At 54.2% G+C, this 16062-nt stretch carries 14 protein-coding genes; 10 read left to right on the top strand and 4 right to left on the bottom strand.

The window, feature by feature from the left end; genetic code table 11:
* Position 1: 1 nt before the first annotated feature.
* The 9 genes from EKO24_RS21520 to EKO24_RS21480 all read left to right on the top strand — a co-directional run bounded on the left by EKO24_RS21520 (position 2) and on the right by EKO24_RS21480 (position 10937).
* Positions 2-1300 (top strand): ABC transporter substrate-binding protein, encoded by a 1299-nt coding sequence (locus EKO24_RS21520; protein ID WP_143733299.1) that lies wholly within the window; start codon positions 2-4, stop codon positions 1298-1300.
* The gene (locus EKO24_RS21515; RefSeq protein WP_143733298.1) at positions 1300-2784 is read left to right on the top strand and encodes a di-heme oxidoreductase family protein; all 1485 of its coding nucleotides are present in this window, start codon (positions 1300-1302) and stop codon (positions 2782-2784) included. Before EKO24_RS21520 ends, EKO24_RS21515 begins: the two co-directional genes overlap by 1 nt.
* Positions 2785-3160: 376 nt before the next feature.
* Positions 3161-4774, top strand: coding sequence for an alginate export family protein (locus tag EKO24_RS21510; RefSeq protein ID WP_206667326.1), 1614 nt, complete (start codon positions 3161-3163; stop codon positions 4772-4774).
* A gap of 136 nt (positions 4775-4910) precedes the next feature.
* Positions 4911-5675 carry a molybdate ABC transporter substrate-binding protein gene (modA, locus tag EKO24_RS21505; RefSeq protein WP_143733296.1) on the top strand — a complete coding sequence of 255 codons (765 nt, stop codon included), beginning with the start codon at positions 4911-4913 and terminating at the stop codon, positions 5673-5675.
* Between the two features lie 236 nt (positions 5676-5911).
* Entirely contained in the window at positions 5912-6598 is a 687-nt protein-coding gene (modB, locus tag EKO24_RS21500) for a molybdate ABC transporter permease subunit (protein ID WP_143733295.1), read from the top strand.
* Between the two features lie 252 nt (positions 6599-6850).
* Complete coding sequence (gene modC / locus EKO24_RS21495; RefSeq protein ID WP_143733294.1) at positions 6851-7930, top strand: molybdenum ABC transporter ATP-binding protein; 1080 nt, start codon at positions 6851-6853, stop codon at positions 7928-7930.
* A 120-nt stretch (positions 7931-8050) separates the two neighbouring features.
* Entirely contained in the window at positions 8051-8479 is a 429-nt protein-coding gene (locus EKO24_RS21490) for a TOBE domain-containing protein (protein WP_143733293.1), read from the top strand.
* A gap of 306 nt (positions 8480-8785) precedes the next feature.
* Positions 8786-9958 (top strand): molybdenum ABC transporter ATP-binding protein, encoded by a 1173-nt coding sequence (locus tag EKO24_RS21485; RefSeq protein ID WP_143733292.1) that lies wholly within the window; start codon positions 8786-8788, stop codon positions 9956-9958.
* Complete coding sequence (locus EKO24_RS21480) at positions 9897-10937, top strand: LysR family transcriptional regulator (RefSeq protein WP_241674760.1); 1041 nt, start codon at positions 9897-9899, stop codon at positions 10935-10937. The genes EKO24_RS21485 and EKO24_RS21480 overlap by 62 nt, the downstream gene beginning before the upstream one ends.
* Here EKO24_RS21480 and EKO24_RS21475 read toward each other — a convergent pair.
* The 4 genes from EKO24_RS21475 to EKO24_RS21460 form a co-directional block, all read right to left on the bottom strand.
* The gene (locus EKO24_RS21475) at positions 10934-11455 is read right to left on the bottom strand and encodes a class I SAM-dependent methyltransferase (RefSeq protein ID WP_143733291.1); all 522 of its coding nucleotides are present in this window, start codon (positions 11453-11455) and stop codon (positions 10934-10936) included. The two genes, EKO24_RS21480 and EKO24_RS21475, sit on opposite strands and share 4 nt — an antisense overlap.
* 269 nt (positions 11456-11724) lie before the next feature.
* Positions 11725-12420 carry a serine O-acetyltransferase gene (gene cysE, locus EKO24_RS21470; RefSeq protein WP_143733406.1) on the bottom strand — a complete coding sequence of 232 codons (696 nt, stop codon included), beginning with the start codon at positions 12418-12420 and terminating at the stop codon, positions 11725-11727.
* A gap of 133 nt (positions 12421-12553) precedes the next feature.
* Positions 12554-13705, bottom strand: coding sequence for a homocitrate synthase (gene nifV, locus EKO24_RS21465; protein ID WP_241674758.1), 1152 nt, complete (start codon positions 13703-13705; stop codon positions 12554-12556).
* A 17-nt stretch (positions 13706-13722) separates the two neighbouring features.
* Entirely contained in the window at positions 13723-14046 is a 324-nt protein-coding gene (locus EKO24_RS21460; RefSeq protein ID WP_143733289.1) for a HesB/IscA family protein, read from the bottom strand.
* Positions 14047-14347: 301 nt separating this feature from the next.
* Here EKO24_RS21460 and EKO24_RS21455 point away from each other — a divergent pair, with 301 nt between their 5' ends.
* Positions 14348-15916, top strand: a complete 1569-nt coding sequence (locus tag EKO24_RS21455) for a sigma 54-interacting transcriptional regulator (protein ID WP_143733288.1) — start codon at positions 14348-14350, stop codon at positions 15914-15916.
* Positions 15917-16062: the final 146 nt, after the last annotated feature.

Here is a 16062-nt window from a genome sequence, read left to right as displayed (position 1 = left end):
CATGACAAAACCATTTCGCACATTAACGTGGCTAATCGCCGTCTTATGCTCCAATCCGGCAATCGCCAAAGAAAAACTGACGGTATTGACGGCCTATCACGAAGACGTCGTATCCCGCTACGAAACCGCATTCGAGCAAGCCTACCCGGACATCGACCTGGCGGTGATATGGAAGATGCCGCACGATGCGCTGCCGTACCTGAGCCGGCCGCAACAAAGCGGCGTCGATGTTTATTGGTCGGCCTCGCTACGTAATTTCCTCGCCTTGAAACAGCAAGGCGCCTGGCAAAAGCTCGGCATCGACCGTGGCGGATTGGCCGATAAGCTCGGCGCCATGCCGCTAATCGATAGCGACGGCTATTTTTGCGTGACTGAAATGGCCGGCTACGGCTTTGCAGTGAATCCCGATTATCTGCAAAAACACAATTTAGAGTTGCCGAAAACCTGGCAGGACTTGGCCGATGCGCGTTACCAAGGCCACTTGGCCTTGCCGATCCCGTCGCGCGTCGGTTTTGCGCCGATGATGATAGACAGCGTCTTGCAGCAATACGGCTGGGATCAAGGCTGGGCCTTGCTTTCCGGCATCGTTGCGAATACCCGCCTGGTCGAATCCGGCGCGACATTCATCACCGATATTGTCGGCTCCGGCGAACGCGGCATTGCCCCGTCCATCGACTTTTTCACCGCCTCTGCCATCGCCAACGGCGCGCCGCTCCGTTTTATTCATTCGCAACCGACCGCTTATTCGCCGGCCCATATCGCCATCGCCAAGGCCAGCCAACATAGCGATGCGGCACGGCGCTTCGTCAATTTCATCTTGTCGGAAACGGGGCAAAAACTGTTGTTCCATCCCGACATCCGCAAACTGCCGGCCCGGGCCGCCGTTTATGCGGACAAACCCGGCAACTATTTCGACCCGTTCGCCGAATCGGCGGAGCATCCGGTGGTTTACGATCCCAACCGTGCGTTGCCGCGCCTGGCCCTGAATAACGCGTTATTCGACCGGCTGTTTACCGACCGTCTTCAACGTCTGCAAAATCTTTGGCAGCAACTACGCAAACATCAACGCTTCGCTAAAACCGATCAAGTGGAACGGTTGCTAAAAATCCGCCAGTTATTAACCGCCGTGCCTATCAATACCGCCCAGGCCGAAACGCCGTCAGTGCAACAAATATTTACAGATCGCTCTACCGATAAAAAAGCCGAGGCCGCCGCACAAGCCTTGGAACAGGCATGGCGGAACGAAATCGACAGCCGTTATAGCGACGCCGAAAACCTGCTAAAACAACTGGAACCATGATGCAGCAATTAATAAGCAATCCGGCTAAAATTTTCCGGCATTTTGGAGTGCAAGCCCTGCTTGCAAAGCAGGCAAAGCTCTCGCCCCTTGCCTATATCCATGCAGGCGGAGCCTGCACTCCGGCTTTGAACAATAGCCGGAAACTGATATTCAGCATCGTTCTGGGCTTGAGCTGCGCTTGGGCAAGTACGGTTCAGGCCGGAAGCGGCTTCGAAACAGCCGACGCTAGCCGGGAGGCCTATTCCCGGATCAATCCGGATGCAAGCCCCGAACAATTGGCCGAAGCTTTCCGAGGACGCGGCGTGTTCCGGCAAAGCTGGGTGATTGCACCGGCCAAGGATATTGAAACGGCAGGCTTGGGCCCGCTTTACAACCAGCTGTCCTGCCTGTCCTGCCATCCCAAAAACGGGCGCGGACAACCGCCGGCAACGCCGCAACAAGCGATGCGCTCGATGCTGATTCGACTGAGTCTGCCCGGGCAAGATCCGCACGGAGGCCCGTTGCCGCATCCGGTTTACGGAGGCCAGTTAAACGAACAGGGAATTCCCGGCGTGCCCGGCGAAGGAATGGTTAGCGTCGATTATCGCGAGCATAAAGTCACGCTGGCGGATGGCGAAACAGTCGCGTTGAGAACGCCTTCGTACCGCTTCGCCGAACTGCAATACGGGCCGTTGCCTGACGGCATTCAATTCTCCCCGCGCGTCGGGCCGCCGGTATTCGGCTTAGGCTTACTGGAAGCCGTCGACGGGCAAACCATCCTGCAACTGGCCGAAAAAGGCAAACAACAAGGCGTTCACGGCCACCCGAATATTGTTTGGGACGACGAACGGCAACGCAACGCGATCGGCCGTTTCGGGCTCAAGGCCAACGTCGCGACGTTAAAACAACAAATTGCCGGCGCGTTTATCGGCGACATGGGCATTACCTCGTCGTTGCATCCCGAGGAAAACTGCACCGGAATCCAAACCGCCTGTAAACAAACGCCCTCCGCCCGGCAACCGGAACTGGACGATGCCCAGCTCAAGTCCGTGTTGCTGTACCTGCGCCTGCTGCAAGTTCCGGCCCGGCGCAATACCGGCGATCCGGCCGTGCGGCAAGGCGAACGGCTATTTGATGCGCTCGGTTGTACGGCCTGTCATACGCCGGCTTTGACGACCGGGGAATTTCCGGAATTGCCGCCGTTAGCCAAGCAAACGATTCATCCTTACACCGATTTACTGGTGCATGACATGGGCGAAGGACTGGAAGATCGGCGTCCCGATTTTCAAGCCGGCGGACGCGAATGGCGCACGCCGCCGTTATGGGGAATCGGCCTAATCGAGCGCATCAACGAACACAGTTATTTCCTGCACGACGGTCGCGCCCGCAATTTAACGGAAGCGGTGCTGTGGCACGGCGGCGAAGCATTGCCAAGCAAACAACGTTTTGCAGGCTTATCCGCAGATGAACGGCTGGCGGTCATCCGGTTTTTGGAATCGCTGTAATCCCCTATTCCAGCTTTTGTTCCCCCATGTAGATAAGGACTGTGAGCTTTGTCTGTTTTCAAGCAAAGCTTGCACTCCAATTCCGTCAAAGCAAGGACATTGTCGCTAAACTGACACAACATTAGAACAATGTACGGTTCACTACGCTATTTACCATTAACCATAACGATACCGATTAATACAATTCAGCAATCCTGAAGCGTTGCCTATAACTGGCATATGGATTGCTTAAAACCAAATGCGTTATGTATTTTTATACATAATGAGATTAAACTAGCGCCGTATCTTATTTTAATTTTTTCCGAATAAGAGCTGCATGCATCGACGAATCGTCCCGGATGCAAATATCACCAACCAAAATTTTAGGTCATTGATGATGCGAAAAAAATCTCGTACCAGCATTACTGTTAATCATGCCCTCGGTTTACTTACTGCCGGCGGCGTCTGCATCGGCGGCAGTACCCAAGCGGCCGAGCCTCCTCCCAGCTATTCACGCGCGCCAATGGCCGCATACAACTTTATGATGCAAGACCCGCTATTAGGCAATAGCTACGAGAAACCGGTCTGGAATTTACATGATGCGCTTCATTTACCTGAATGGTTATCGGTAGGCGTTGAGCAAAGAACCCGGTACGAATCCGTGTCGGATACATTCAAGGCCTCACAACCCAGCCCCGCGCCTAAGGCAGGTGGAGGCGACCAGCAAATTGCGCTGCAATCCGACCTTTGGATACAAGCCAAACTGGGTAAATTCCGTTTTGCAGCGGAATTTCTGGATGCCCGGACGACGCTCTCGGACGACGGCACCAACAACACGCCGAATCCTCCCAATAACTCATCAGTCGATACCTTGGATTTCGCTCAAGGCTACGTGTCTTGGGCGGACCAAAATGTATTTTTCAGCGGTAAAGGCGTTGAGGTCAAGGCCGGCCGTCAAACCATGGATTTGGGTAGCCGGAGACTGATCGCAAGACCTATATTCCGGAATACCGTCAACAATTTTACCGGCGTCCGGGTCAGAGTCATCGATTACGACCATTGGCAATTCAACGCTTTTGCGACCATGCCGGTACTGCGCTTCCCTCAATACAATTCCGTTACGCCTAATGCCGATTTGATCAACCACCATCAGTGGGATGAAGAAGATACCCAAACTTGGTTTTCCGGAGGAATTTTAGAAGGCAGCAATCTTTATAAAAACATTAACGCCGAAGTGTATCTTTATCATCTCGACGAAGGAGACAGCCGGCTTAACCCCACTCGAAACCGCCGTTATTTCACGCCCGGCATCCGTATTTACCAAAAACCCGGCAAAGGTAACTTCGACTTTACTGCGGAAGGCATGGGGCAATTCGGTACGGTCAAGTATGCAGCAACCGGCGCTTTTGCAAACACTGAAAAACAACATGAAGCCTGGTCTTCCCATATCGAAGCCGGTTACAGCTTTGACCTGCCCTGGTCGCCAAGGTTTTATTTGGAACACGACTACGCAAGCGGCAACAAAAACTGGAAGAACAATTCGGCCAGCGCTGAAGACTCAAGGTTCGATCCGCTCTTCGGCGCTTCGGATTTCGATTTTGGACCTGCCGGCATTTACGGCGCGTTTCAACGCACCAACATCAACTCGCCCGGCTATAAACTGGATTTTGCACCCCGTAACGACATGTCATTCAGGTTCCAGCAACGCTTAATATGGCTGGCCGAGGGCCAAGACTGCTGGGGCGGACCGGCTTGTACAGCGGGTACTACTCCGGGTCTTGCCGGAGGCAACGGCAGTTATGTCGGCAACCAAATAGGCTTTACCGGACGCTACAACTTCAACAGCAGCCTAAATTTCGACGCTGGCTGGTACCACTTGTTTAAAGGCGACTTTGCCAAATCGGCAAAACAAACCAATGCGACCGGCGCGGCGCAAACCGGGGCGGCTTACGCAACGACACCCGGAGCGGATACCGACTACTTCTTTGTCACCAGTCAGTTACGCTTTTAGGCTGCAATTCGGTCTATTTAAATCGTGCCTAGGGTATTTATCGTGTTTGCAAGTATGAGTAAACGGAACCGCTTCCATGCCTAAATACCCTAAAAACTTTCATTGTGAGTAACTTTCCCAGACTCTGGAGATACACATGTTAAAAAACACCCTTTTCCGCTCCATTTTGTTATTAGGCTTGCTGCTGGTCAATTCCGCCGCTTCGGCCGCAACAACCCTGGTCGCCGTTGCAGCCAATTTCACCAAGCCGATGACCGAAATCGCCGAGGCTTTTGAAAAATCCACCGGCCACAAGGCCAGTTTGTCGTTCGGCTCTTCCGGCAAATTCGTTTCGCAATTCGAAAACGGCGGACCGTTTGAAGTCTTTTTATCCGCCGACGACAAAGGCCCGATCAAACTCGAACAATCCGGATTGGCCGTGGCCAACACCCGTTTCACCTATGCGCTTGGAAAACTGGTGTTATGGTCGGCAACGCCGGGCTTGGTCGATGACCAAGGCCAAGTCTTGAATAAAGGCGGTTTCAAACATATCGCGCTGGCCGATCCGAAACTGGCACCTTACGGTGAGGCTGCGGTCGAAGTCATGAAAAACCGGGGGCTATTCGACAAACTGCAACCGTTGTTCGTACAAGGCGAAAACATCGCACAAACCCATCAATTCGTCAGCACCGGCAATGCCGAGCTGGGTTTTGTAGCGTTCTCGCAAGTCATCGATAACGGCAAGATCGCCGGCGGCTCGGGCTGGATAATCCCAAGCGATCTTTATAAGCCGATCCGCCAGGATGCGATACTGATGAAAACCGGAGCGGAAAATCCGGCTGCATCGGCATTGATGCAATTTTTAAAATCGCCGGAAGCGCTCGCAATCATCCGTAAATACGGTTACGACCTGGCTCAATAGACCTTTGTTCAGGATTACGAAATACTAGAGGCTCGCCTGTTGATAGCGCCACGAGTTAGACCTTCCAGGTTTTACGACTGCCATGGATGGCGGAAGTGCTGGAGCCGCCGGGAGCGGCTCCAGTAAAAACCTGGAAGGTCTGCTATCGGCACGCACCGTAGACGCTTATATGTCAATGAGCCTCAAGTATGAAGCTGAAAAATGGAAACAAACTCAATAACCAATAGAGCGATTTTATGTTAAACGCCGCCGATATAGCCACGTTGTGGCTGACGTTCAAAGTTGCCGCCATCGCCACGTTGCTGATGCTGATGCTCGGGACGCCGCTGGCCTGGTGGCTTGCGCGCACGACATCGCGCTGGAAAACTGTTTGTAACGCGCTGGTATCCTTACCGCTAGTGTTGCCGCCGACGGTATTGGGTTTTTATTTACTGGTCATGCTGGGGCCGAACGGGCCTATCGGCCGTTTAACCGCCGGACTGGGCCTCGGCACTTTGCCGTTCACCTTTCCCGGTTTGGTAATCGCGTCGGTGCTGTACTCGTTGCCGTTTGTCGTGCAGCCGTTGCAATCCTCATTCACGGCCATCGGCGAACAACCTTTGGAAGCCGCCGCCACCTTGCGCGCGGGGCCTTTGGATACGTTTTTCAGCGTCGTCGTGCCGCTGGCAAAACCCGGTTTCCTGACCGCGTCGATTTTAGGCTTTACCCATACCGTCGGCGAATTCGGCGTGGTGTTGATGGTCGGCGGCAATATCCCGGACAAGACCCGCGTCGTGTCGGTGCAAATCTACAATCATGTCGAAGCGCTGGAATACGGCGAAGCGCACTGGCTCGCAGGCTGCCTGCTGTTGTTCTCGTTCAGCGTGCTACTGGTACTGTATACCGTACTGAAAACCCAACCCGTCGCGCATCCGCTTAAATAATCGGCAACTCATTAGGTTAGAGAAAATGGAACACGGATCGCACGGATTAGACGGATTAACACGGATTTTTATTTACCGCTACAAAAGCAGGACGGGGCATGTTGCCCCGTCTGAAACGTTTAATGTTGTTTAACCGGTTCAAACACCGGGAGTCGTTAAGGAAATGGAACACGGATTAGAGAGATTTAAACGGATTTTTTCATCCGTGTTTATCGGTAATATCCGTGTTCCATTATTTACAGAATTAATATCATGACCATAATCCAAGCCCGCTTCCAGCTCGACTACGGCGATTTTAAACTGGACGTCGATTTAAAACTGCCCGGCACCGGCATTACCGTATTGTTCGGCCATTCCGGCTCAGGCAAAACCACGCTGCTGCGCTGTATCGCCGGACTGCAACGCGCGCCGCAAGGTAAGCTTGAGATCAACGGTCACGTCTGGCAGGACAGCGAACGCAATATCTTTTTACCCACCCATCACCGATCATTAGGCTATGTGTTCCAGGAAGCCAACCTGTTTCCGCATTTGACGGTGCGGGACAACCTGAATTACGGCTTGAAACGGATCAAACACAATTCGGGCACGGTCAAGCTGGAGCAGACCGTTGAATTGCTGGGCATCGGCCACTTGATGGAACGCATGCCCGGCCACTTGTCCGGCGGCGAGCGGCAGCGGGTCGCCATCGCCCGTGCGTTGGCGCTGAATCCTGAAGTTCTGCTGATGGACGAACCGCTGGCGTCGCTGGATTTCAAGCGCAAACAGGAAATCCTGCCGTTTTTAAGCCGCCTGCATCAGCAGTTGGATATTCCGGTGCTGTACGTCACCCATTCCCAACAGGAAGTCGCGCAACTGGCCGATCATCTGGTCATTATGGACGAAGGCCGAGCGCTGGCTTCCGGACCGCTGCCGGAAACGCAAAGCCGCCTCGACGTGCCGCTGGCGCAAGACCGCGAGGCCGCCACGGTTTGGCAGGCGACCGTAGCCGAACATGAAACCGGCTACCATCTGACCCGCGTCGATGTTGCCGGAGGCTCGCTGAGCCTGCCGGCGGTCGATGCCCCGGTCGGCACGCCGTTACGGATACAGATTTACGCCCGCGATGTCAGCATCGCGCTTGAAGCTCCGACGGCTACCAGCATCTTGAATGTGCTACCCGCAACCATTAGCGGCATCGCCGATAGTAGCCGCGACAGTCAATGCGTGGTACAAATAAGAGTCGGCAATCAGGCGCTGCTGGCGCACATCACCCGCAAATCGGCGCTGATGCTGGGTTTGCAGATCGGCATGGCGGTTTACGTGCAGATCAAGGGGACGTCGATACTAAATTAACAGATCCTTCGACAAACTCAGGATGAACGGTTTAAGTTGATTCCGTTCGTGGTGAGCCTGTCGAACCAAGCGGAATCGACTTATTCAGAGATTCCTTAACCAACCCCGAGGAGATTTATCATGAAAGCAAGCGCACGCAATCAATTTACCGGAACCGTTAAAGAAGTGCTTATCGGTGCGGTCAATGCCGAGGTCCACATCGGCTTGAAAGGCGGAGACACTATCGTCGCGTCGATTACCAAGGAATCCGTCGAAACGTTGGGCATCAAGGCCGGCATTGAAGTTATCGCGCTGGTCAAGGCCCCGCAAATCATCATCGTCACCGATTTCGGCGGCTACCGGCTGTCGGCGCGCAACCAGCTGCAAGGCACTGTCACCCAAGTTAAGCCGGGCGCTGTCAATGCCGAAGTCGATATTGAACTGAAAGGCGGCGAACAGGTTGCCGCGACCGTGACTAACGACAGCGTTGACGCCTTGGGCCTGAGCAAAGGCCAGCCTGCCGCGGCGGTGTTCAAGGCCGGCGCGGTGATTTTGGCCGTCGCGGGTTGATTAATAACTCACTTTTTCTCTCGTTCCCACGCGCTACGCTGATGCGCTAGGCGAGAAACATGCCGACAACAGACTTTCCAGGTTTTTACTGGAGCCGCTCCCGCGGCTCCAGCACTTCTGACCTCCAGGGATGGAAGAAATTCCGAGGATTGCCGGGAGCAGTCTCGGCCGCCATCCATGGCGGTCGGTCGCATCGGTTCCCTACCGATTGCGACACTTCCGCCATCCATGGCGGTCGTAAAACCTGGAAGGTCTAACAGGCAACGTTCCAAAAACGGAAATATTCCTTAATTAACGGAGGTAACGATGCTGCTGGAAATGAATGTAAAACTGCATCGTGGACATTTCAACTTGACTACGCAGTTATCGATCGGCGATACCAGCGTCGGCCTGTTCGGCAAATCCGGCGCCGGCAAAAGTACGGTGCTCGGCTTGATTGCCGGCACGATCCAACCGCAAAGCGGACATATCGCGCTGGACGGTAAAATCCTGTTCGACAGCCGTAAAGGCATCGTGATGCCGCGCGAACAACGTCCGGTCGGCGCCGTGTTGCAACTCGATTGCGCCGATGCGGCTGAAACCGTTCGCCGCAACCTGACCGCCGTCTATAACCGCACGCTGAAGCAGCGCCGTATTTTCAAACTGAACTTTTTAATCGGGCTTTTGGAACTGGAGCCTATCCTCGAACATCCGATTGAACTGCTGTCCGCCGGCGAACGCCAACGCGTGGCGCTGGCCCGCTCGCTGCTGAAATCGCCGCGGTTGCTGCTGTTGGACGAAACTTTTGCCGCGATCGGCAACGGCTATCGAATGCAGTTATTGCCGATTCTGAAACGCTTGCAAAATGAAGTGGGTTTGCCGGTGCTGTACGCCAGCCAATCCCTGGGAGAGATTCTGGAACTTACCGACCAGCTGATCGTACTGGAGCAAGGCAAGGTGCTGCATAACGGTTCGTTACTCGAAGCGACCCGGCAGCAAGGTATATTGCGCTATCTGGGCATCCGCCAGATCGACAACATTTTGCCGGTGACGATCGGCAGCCACGACTATCAAGCCGGTTACAGCCTGGCCCACAGCTTCGGCCTGCCGATAACCTTGCCGCTACGGCCGCATGTCGCTGCCGGCACTCAGGCCCAAGTATCGATACGCGCCAAAGACATAGCGCTATCGCGCAGCTATATCGACGGCATATCAATACAGAATCAAATCAAGGGCCGAATCTGCGCGCTGATTGCCAGCGGAGAAAGCATGATCGTGCAAGTCGACTGCGGTACGACACTGCTGGCCGAAATTACGCCGGGAGCATGCCGGAATATGAATTTGCAGGAAGGCGAAGTCGTCTATTGCCTGATAAAAACCCATTCCATTACTTATCTCACCGAGCTTGACGCCCTGCCCTATCAACGCGTCATCAGCCATGGCGACGGCCATTATTATCTCGATACCGCCGGACCGGCTAGCGGCTTATTGCCCGAATAATCCCGCGCCCTCAGAGCCAACGTCTTACAGCCTCCGGCGCTTCTCGATCTATATCATCATGTTTATCCGTCAAATCCATTACCTGCTGGCGCTATCGAAAACCGGACATTTCGGCCGTGCGGCGGAAGCCTGCCACGTTTCTCAACCGGCCTTGTCCACCGCCATCCGGCATCTTGAAGAAGAGCTGGGCATTACCATCGTCTGCCGCGGCCAACGTTTTCAAGGCTTTACCAAAGAAGGAGAGCGGCTGTTGCAGTGGGCGCGGATTTTGGCGCACGATTGGGAATGCATGAAACAGGAAGCGGCGCAGTGCAACCGGCAACTAACCGGTACGCTCCGTATCGGCGCGATTCCCACTACGCTGGCAGTGGTGCCGCTATTAACCGAGCCTTGTCAGCGCGAGTACCCCGGCATCAATATCAAACTGACGTCGCTATGCGCGGAAGAATTGATCCGCCAACTCGATAATTTCGAGCTCGATCTGGGTTTGACCTATCTTGGCGACCCGCAACTGAAAGGCTTCCGAACGCTGCCGTTATACCAGGAACGTCATGTATTGTTAGCCCGCAGCCCGGCGCCCCGGCTTATTAAACGTTCGTTAAGCTGGGCCGATGTCGCGGAACTGCCGCTATGCCTGCTGACGCCGAACATGCAAAACCGGAGGCTGGTCGATGCGGCTTTTCGCGAAGCCGGCATCACCCCTAACGTGGTACTGGAAACCGACTCGATATTCGCTTTATACACCCATGTTCACAGTGCCGGCCTATACAGTGTCGTGCCGCACAGTCTGTTAAGCCTTTTTGAAATGCGCCAAGAGGTCACCGCCCTAACCCTGAAACCGGAGTTGTCCAGGGAAATAGGCCTGATCGCCCGCCGCCAGGACATGCCGCCGCCGCTACAGAATGCCGCCTGGACTATTGCCCAAAACCTGAATTTACAACACCGGTTCGATTCATTGATAAACGAAGCTGTGCTCTAATCCTTAATGGCGCAAATACGCTGCATAAGCGCAGGCCTTGGCGTTTGCTGCTCCCCTTGCTCGAATGCGTGGATATTCAGCAACGGCGAATAAACCTCGAACAATTCATCCGGCAGCAATAAAAAATCAGGATTGCCGGGTTTGCCGTAACGTTCGTTACCGGCCATGAAGGTTTCATAAATCAAAACCCCGCCAGGATTAAGCAGATCGGCGAGTGTTCGAAGCAGCGGCCGGAACAGGTAACGGCTGACGACCAGGCCGTCATACGTTTGCTCTGACCGAGGCCAATCGCCTGTTTCAAGGTCGGCAATAAGCACGTTGACATTGTCCATCCCGGCTAAACCGGATAGCGCCTGGACATCGCGGTCAATCGCGTCGACCCGATAGCCCTGTTTTGCCAACCACATAGCGTGACGCCCATTGCCGCAAGCAAGGTCGAGCACCCGGCCGCCTTTAGGTATCAGCGGCGCGTATTTAACGATCCAGGGCGAGGGTTTTTCCGGCAAATGCTGTGTCATCGTGAGCAGGCTCTGGTTATGCGTCGGCGTGGACTATTGAATAAAGGCTATTTTACCGAGTCTTGATAAAACTAAGGAAGCGCCGATTCCCCCCCCGATATAGAATAATACCCTGATCCATCAACCCCAACACCCGCATGTCTTATCGAACTTTTGGCGAGGCAAAAGGAACTATCGGGTTCGATAAACACGATTCAAATAACTATCGCGATAGCAACTCTTTTTATTTGAATCAATCGGATTATGTTCCTGGCTAACGAAGAAATACTCTAACCGACGCCCCGGCAAACCATACAGGCTTCGCAATGCCGGCATTGCCCAGGTTCACGAACCTGATGAGCCACCTGTATTTCCAGTTTATCCATTCTTTCCATCATACAACCGGCGATTTTTCCTATTGGATCGGGGATCAGATTATGGTCCGGATTTATCCGGGTTTCGTTTTGGTTTTTTTCACCTCTATGTGGAATCACCCGTCCGGGAATGCCTACAACGGTACAATATGCGGCAACGTTTTTAACAACGACGGAATTAGCGCCTACCCGGACTTGGTTACCTAGAGTAATTGGACCCAGAATTTTGGCTCCCGCGCCGACCATTACGCCATTGCCCAATGTAGGGTGGCGCTTTTCCTTATTCCAGGAGGTGCCGCCAAAGGTAACGCCATGATAAAGAGTGACTTCGTCTCCCACTTCCGCCGTTTCACCGATAACAACGCCCGCGCCATGATCGATAAAAAAACGCCGGCCTATCTTGGCACCGGGATGGATATCGACATGGGTCAGCCAACGTGCCAGAAACGCAAGCCAGCGGGCCGCCATTTTCCAGCCTTTTTGCCACAATCGATGGTTGATGCGATAAAAAAGCACCGCATGAACACCGGGATAGGCGAGAAAAACTTCAAGACAGTTGCGAGCAGCCGGATCACGCTCCAAGACACAGCATATATCCTCACGCATCAGCATATACCAAGCGAGCTCGCCGACCGGTATTTCCGTGCGCGTTTCCTGTTTTACGGTATGTTTAGAAGTAGGCGGCATGGATGCGTGGATTTTCAATTTTTTGGGTATTCCATTTGCGCTGCTCATAAAGAACAGGTTAATTGAGGATGGTATTGGGAGTAATAACAGAACCCGGATACAAACACGAATAGAATCCGGCTAGTTCCAGGGCTTCCGGCGCTCGTTTGTGGATGTTTACGAATTGCCGAACCGATGTCAGCAGACAATTGGCTTCCAACTGGCTAAGCGGAATACCGAGTCTCTCGTAAACTTCCTTTACCGCACGGGAACCTGAGTGTTTACCCAGGACAAGCTGATGGCATCGGCCGACTATCGCGGGATCCACTCCCTGATAATTGGCCGGATCTTTGAGTAATCCGTCGACATGGATCCCGGCTTCATGGCTAAACACGCGCTTGCCGACCAAACTTTTGCGCCAGCTCAACGGTTCCCCGGAAGCAGCCTCCACCTTTTCCGACAATGACGGAAAGTTGCGAAGGTCGATACCGGTTTCTAACCCATGGAGCTGGTGCAATCCGATAACAACCTCTTCCAGTGCCGCATTGCCGGCCCGTTCCCCAAGGCCGTTAACGGTGGTATTGGCATGAGTCGCTCCGGCGACAACGGCCGCCAGTGTGTTAGCGGTTGCAAGCCCCAAGTCATCGTGAGCATGCATTTCAATATCCAGGTCGGTAGCGGCCCGTAACTGTTTGATCTGCTCGGCCAGCCTGAAAGGTTCCATAATACCCACCGTATCGGCATAGCGAATACGCATTGCTCCGGCTTGCTGAGCAACTTCCGCGACTGTCCTTAGAAAATCCCGGTTCGCCCGCGAGGCATCCTCCATGCCGACGCAAACGGCAAATCCAATATCCACGGCTTCGCGAACGCAGCCGCGAATCGTCGCCAGCACATGGTTACGATCCCGGCCCAATTTACCTTCAATCTGCTGGTCGGAAACAGGGATCGAAAGATTGACGTAGGCTACGCCCAATCCGGCGCAGTCCGCCAGATCTTCCCTCCGCATTCTGGACCAGACCATTAGCCGGGCAGCCAATCCCAAATCCGCCAGGACTTTAATTTCCTCGCGTTCCTTCTCGCCCATTACAGGAATACCGACTTCCAATTCCGGTACGCCTAGCGCATCCAAACGCCGGGCAATTTCGATCTTTTCTTCCAAGGAAAACGTTACCCCGGCCGACTGCTCGCCATCTCTAAGGGTCGTATCGTTGATAATGATTCCGGACATGGCAAGCATCGCAAACATCAGGCCGAAAAAGACTTGCCGCAAGAACAGGACGATTTCGCGTTGGGATTGGCGAACGTGAAACCGGAGCTTTCCAAACCCTCCTCGAAATCAATGATGATGCCCCGAACCAGGGGCAGGCTCTCGGCGCTTACGAAAACCTTGACGCCACCGGTTTCGATAACGTTGTCTTTCTCGTCGGCCACCGACTCCAGCATCATGCCGTATTGCAGGCCGGCGCAACCGCCGTCCGAAATTTGTATGCGGATGCCGGTTGCGCCGGTCGTGGAATTTTGTAAAAAGCGATTTACCGCTATAACGGCATTTTCGGTAAAGGTAGGCATAGCATGAGCTCCTGTTTCAGATTGCGATAAAGTTCATTTATTTACAGCAATACACATGCCAGCTACTCATCGACCAGGGCGGCTCAATGCCCGCTTCGTCCCGATACGCACACTGCCGTTAATAAAGCGGAACACTGTTGGCCTATTGCCGGACAGCCATGCCTAATCCGGCGTTCAAAAACGTACAGCCGGATACCGTCAAACGGTGATTTTTTTACGGCATTATTATTGCTTGCATTATACCAATAAGACGTTATGTAATATGATTCATAACGTATCCGCCTTTATCCGAGGAACTGTCATGAATTCCCCCGCCCCCCATTTTTGCGAATGCGATTTCGGTGAATGCCGTACCGATTTATTGCCGCTGCTGTTCGAGATGAGCCAGATCGTCACCGAAAGCGGCAACCTGACGAATACCTTGCAGATTCTGATTCGCCTGATGAGACGCCATATGAAAGTGATTCGCGGCATGGTGACGCTGTACGACATGGAGTACGGCAAAATTTTCGTCCACGAGAGTTTCGGCCTGACCGACGAGGAAGCGGCAAAAGGCGTTTATTTTCTAGGCGAAGGCATTACCGGAAAAGTCGTCGAATCGGGCCAGCCGATCATCGTGCCGCGCATCAGCGAAGAACCCGAATTCCTGAACCGGACCGGCAGCCGCAACGACGTGGCCGATTTGAAACTGTCTTTTCTTTGCGTCCCCATCATGCGCGGCCGCAAAGTGATGGGCACCATCAGCGCCGAGCGTATCTACGACAACCAAAGCCTGCTCAAGCTCGACGTGGAAATCCTGTCGATACTGGCCGCGACCACCGCCTACGCGGTCGAGCTCTATTTACTGGAAAACGTGCGCAAAGTCGAGCTGGAAGCGGAAAACCGGCGGCTGCACAGCGCGCTCAGGAAGAAGTTCAAACCGGACAATATCATCGGCAATTCCAAGCCGATGCAGGAAGTGTTCAATTTAATCGAAAAAGTCAGCCGGTCGCGAACCACGGTGCTGATTCTCGGCGAAAGCGGCGTCGGCAAGGAGCGGGTCGCGCACGCGATCCATTACAACAGCCCCAATAGCACCGAGTCGTTCGTCATTTTCAACTGCGCCGCGTTACCGGAAAGCATCATCGAAAGCGAACTATTCGGCCATGAAAAAGGCGCGTTCACCGGCGCGACGGCCATGCGCAAAGGCCGTTTCGAGGAAGCCGACGGCGGCACCATCTTTCTCGACGAAGTGGGCGAACTCTCCCTGCCGATGCAAGCCAAGCTGCTGCGGGTGCTTCAGGAGAAAACCTTCGAACGCGTCGGCGGCAATATGCCGATCAAGGTCAACCTGAGAATTATCGCCGCGACCAATCGCGACCTGCCGGACATGGTGGCTAAAGGCGAGTTCCGGGAAGATCTTTATTATCGTCTGAACGTGTTTCCGATCACGATACCGCCGCTACGGGAACGCGGCAACGACATCATCGAACTGGCCGACTTCATCGTGGCCAAATTCGCCGACGAGATGGGCATCGCGATACACCGGATTTCAACGCCGGCCATCAACATGCTGCTGTGCTATCACTGGCCCGGCAATGTCCGCGAACTGGAGAACGTCATTGCCCGCGCGATGGTGCTGGCGGAGGACGGCGTCATCCACGGCTACCACCTTCCGCCGTCGTTGCAGCCTCCGGTGGTATCGGAAGTGTCGGGCGGCGAAGGCAGCCTGGAAGCGCGGCTCAATGCGATCGAATACGAGATGATCGTCGAAGCGCTGAAACTGCATCACGGCAACACCACCGAAGCGGCGGCCCAATTGGGCCTGACCCGGCGCATACTCGGCCTGCGCATGGCAAAGTACGCGCTGAATCATAAGAACTATCGCTGAACGGGCGATGTTACGCAAAAGTACACTTGCCGGCCGTTTTGTACCTATCGGTACGCCAATGGCCGGTTGAATAGCCGAAATGCCGATAGGCCCGATGTTTCCTCGTTCCCACGCGCTGCGTGGGAATGCAGTATGGGACGCGCTGC

Source organism: Candidatus Methylobacter oryzae, from assembly GCF_003994235.2.
Taxonomy (GTDB): Bacteria; Pseudomonadota; Gammaproteobacteria; order Methylococcales; family Methylomonadaceae; genus Methylobacter_A; species Methylobacter_A oryzae.
This window is presented reverse-complemented; position numbering and strand designations above follow the sequence as displayed.

Coding starts and splice junctions, on each gene's coding strand:
- nifV (WP_241674758.1), bottom strand. CDS start 13,705: ATGTCCGGAATCATTATCAACGATACGACCCTTAGAGATGGCGAGCAG.
- cysE (WP_143733406.1), bottom strand. CDS start 12,420: ATGCTGATGCGTGAGGATATATGCTGTGTCTTGGAGCGTGATCCGGCT.
- EKO24_RS21480 (WP_241674760.1), top strand. CDS start 9,897: ATGGCGACGGCCATTATTATCTCGATACCGCCGGACCGGCTAGCGGCT.
- EKO24_RS21455 (WP_143733288.1), top strand. CDS start 14,348: ATGAATTCCCCCGCCCCCCATTTTTGCGAATGCGATTTCGGTGAATGC.
- EKO24_RS21510 (WP_206667326.1), top strand. CDS start 3,161: ATGCGAAAAAAATCTCGTACCAGCATTACTGTTAATCATGCCCTCGGT.
- modB (WP_143733295.1), top strand. CDS start 5,912: ATGTTAAACGCCGCCGATATAGCCACGTTGTGGCTGACGTTCAAAGTT.
- EKO24_RS21460 (WP_143733289.1), bottom strand. CDS start 14,046: ATGCCTACCTTTACCGAAAATGCCGTTATAGCGGTAAATCGCTTTTTA.
- modC (WP_143733294.1), top strand. CDS start 6,851: ATGACCATAATCCAAGCCCGCTTCCAGCTCGACTACGGCGATTTTAAA.
- EKO24_RS21475 (WP_143733291.1), bottom strand. CDS start 11,455: ATGACACAGCATTTGCCGGAAAAACCCTCGCCCTGGATCGTTAAATAC.
- EKO24_RS21520 (WP_143733299.1), top strand. CDS start 2: ATGACAAAACCATTTCGCACATTAACGTGGCTAATCGCCGTCTTATGC.
- EKO24_RS21490 (WP_143733293.1), top strand. CDS start 8,051: ATGAAAGCAAGCGCACGCAATCAATTTACCGGAACCGTTAAAGAAGTG.
- EKO24_RS21515 (WP_143733298.1), top strand. CDS start 1,300: ATGCAGCAATTAATAAGCAATCCGGCTAAAATTTTCCGGCATTTTGGA.
- EKO24_RS21485 (WP_143733292.1), top strand. CDS start 8,786: ATGCTGCTGGAAATGAATGTAAAACTGCATCGTGGACATTTCAACTTG.
- modA (WP_143733296.1), top strand. CDS start 4,911: ATGTTAAAAAACACCCTTTTCCGCTCCATTTTGTTATTAGGCTTGCTG.